General features: G+C 73.7%; 2 protein-coding genes. Both read right to left on the bottom strand.

The genetic code is table 11. From position 1 onward, the window contains the following. Positions 1-38: 38 nt before the first annotated feature. Entirely contained in the window at positions 39-1,472 is a 1,434-nt protein-coding gene (locus tag AC1D01_RS29960) for a di-heme oxidoreductase family protein (RefSeq protein ID WP_477872922.1), read from the bottom strand. Then, positions 1,469-2,473, bottom strand: a 1,005-nt coding sequence (locus AC1D01_RS29955) for an imelysin family protein (RefSeq protein ID WP_477872920.1), incomplete at its 5' end; no start/stop codon positions are given. The genes AC1D01_RS29955 and AC1D01_RS29960, both read right to left, overlap by 4 nt.

Raw genomic sequence — 2,473 nt, 5'->3', positions numbered from 1 at the left:
GGCCTGCAGCCAGCGCCGCCGGGTCCAGTTGCCGCGGCTCACAGCGACTCCACGAAGCGCACCAGCGCCGCGCGCTCGGCCGCCGTCATCTTCAGCACCTGGCGCCGGCTCGCATCGGCCTCGCCGCCATGCCACAGCACCGCTTCGAGCACGCCGCGCGCACGGCCGTCGTGCAGCAGCTGCTGGTGATCGTTGACGTCGCGGATCAGCCCCACGCCCCACAGCGGCGGCGTGCGCCACTGGCGGCCGTCGGCCCCGAAATCGGGCCGCCCGTCGGCCAGGCCCTCGCCCATGTCGTGCAGCAGCAGGTCGGTGTACGGCCAGATCGTCTGGCCCTTCAGCGCCGGGCTCGCGAAGGCCGGCAGCGGGCTCTCGCCGGTGACATAGCTCGGCCGGTGGCAGGCGGCGCACAGCGCCTGCTCGAACAGCGCGCGGCCGCGCTTCACCTGCGCATCGCCCGGGTTGCGGCGCGCCGGCGGCGCGAGGCTCGCCTGGTAGAACACCACGTCGCCGAGCGTGCGGTCGTCGATCTCCGGCACTTCGCCCTTCGCGCCGCGCGGCGCGGCGCGGCAGTCGTCCTGCGTGAAGGTGCACGACTCCTCGGGGAAGCGGCTCGACGTGATGCCGATGTCGCCGACGAAGGCCGCGGCGGTCTGGTGCGCGAGCGTCGCGACATTGGCCTTCCAGCCGAAGCGGCCGGGCATCATGCGTTGCTCGAACGCGTCCCAGACCTGGTTGGGCCGGCCCTTGACCGGGCCCGGCGCCGCGGCCTGGCGCGTCGCGTTGTCGAGGATCTCCTGCGCGGGGATGGCTTCGAGCAGCCCCACGCCGATCAGCTGCGACGCAAGGCGCGGGCTGAGCTGCAGGTCTTTCGACGCCGGCCCGTACGCGAGGCCGGCCAGCCCGAAGCGCGGCTGCCGCAGCGTGTAGCGCGTGCCGTCGGCGAAGCGGCCGTGCAGCGTGCGCACCTGCATCGTGATGCGGCCCTCGACGCGCACGCCCGGCACCGCCAGCGTGCGCAGCTGGTCGCCGTAGATCGGGTCGGGCCGCGGGCCGCCGTGCGGGCCCTCGCCGGGGATCGACAGGCGCAGCAGCAGCGCCACCGGCGGCTCGCCGCGCGCATCGAGCGGCTTCGTGTAGTCGGGCGGCGCGCCGCGGCCGCTCTGCACGTGGCAGCCGCCGCACGAGCGTGCGATGAAGTGCGGCCCGAGCCCGTCGCGCGCTGCGGTCGACGACGGCGCTTCGACCCAGTTGCGCCGGAAGAACGAGTTGCCGACCGCGAAGCGCGTGCGCTCGTCGTCGCTCAGGTTCGCGGCGGCGAACGAGAACGCATTGCGGCCGGTCGCGGCGACGGTGGTCGCGCCGCCGGTCTGCTCGTCGGGCGTCAGCGCATCGTCGGCGGGCGCGGCGTGCAGCAGCGCCGCGTTCGCGCCGAGGGCGGCCGCGAGCAGCCCGAGCTGGAGCCGCCTCACGGCTTCACCATGTTCAGCCGCGTGATGCCGATCGCGTTGGCGGCCGCGCCCAGTTCACGCGCCTGCGCGAGCACGCTGTCGATGGTCGCGCGCACCCGCATCGGCCCGGGGGCGCTGCGGCTGCCGATGATCTCGCGGTCGAACGGCGGGTGGATCGCCTGCGCCGCGGCGATCGACGCGGCGATCTGCCGCGAGGTGCGCTCGGCCTGCGCCGCATCCTTCGCCGCCACCAGGTCGCGCAGCGACGGGCCTTGCAGCAGGCTGCCGTCGCGCCGCCTGAAGCGGCCCAGCCAGACGTTCTCGATGCCCAGCGCGTTGTTGACGATGTCGCGGTGCGTGTTGTCGGAGAAGCAGGACTGTTCGTCCTCCTGGTCCTGCGTGTTCAGCGCGACCTCCATGCGCTCGCCGGCCAGCTCGGCCCGCGACAGTGCGCCGATGCCGATGACGATGCGCCGCACCGATTCGACGCCGCCGCGCTCGAACTTCGCGCGGTAGTTCGCCTTCGTGTCGGGCGCCCACGCGGCGATCAGGTAACGCAGATCGTCGATCAGCAGGCCGGTGACGGCCGCGAGGTACTGGCGGCGGCGATCGGCATGCCGCCCCTTGCCATCGACGTAGTCCTCGAACGGGCGCTCGCCGGGGCCGGTCTCGCTGAGGTCTTGCCCCCACAGCAGGAACTCGATCGCATGCCAGCCGGTGGAGACGTTCTCGAGCCCGCCGCGGATGTTGGCCGCGGCCAGCGCCGCCTTCGTCAGCGGCGCCTTCGGGTTGTTGATGAGGCCGGCGTCGGGCCGGTCGCGCACGGAGTCGATGTACGACTCGTCGACCGGCCAGGTGTTCATGCGCTGCTCCGGCCCCTTGCCGTCGTCGACCGGGCCGGCGTAGAAGCGGAAGGCCTCGGTCTGGCCGTACCACTCGCGGGCGTCGAGCCAGGCGGTGCGGGCGGCCTTCAGCGTGGCGGCCGAGGGCTGCGCGAGGAAGGCGGCGATGGCCTGCTGCAT

This window comes from Rhizobacter sp. P3_B12, assembly GCF_056402895.1.
The sequence above is the reverse complement of the archived record's forward strand: the minus strand, read 5'-3'. Positions and strand labels throughout refer to the sequence as shown.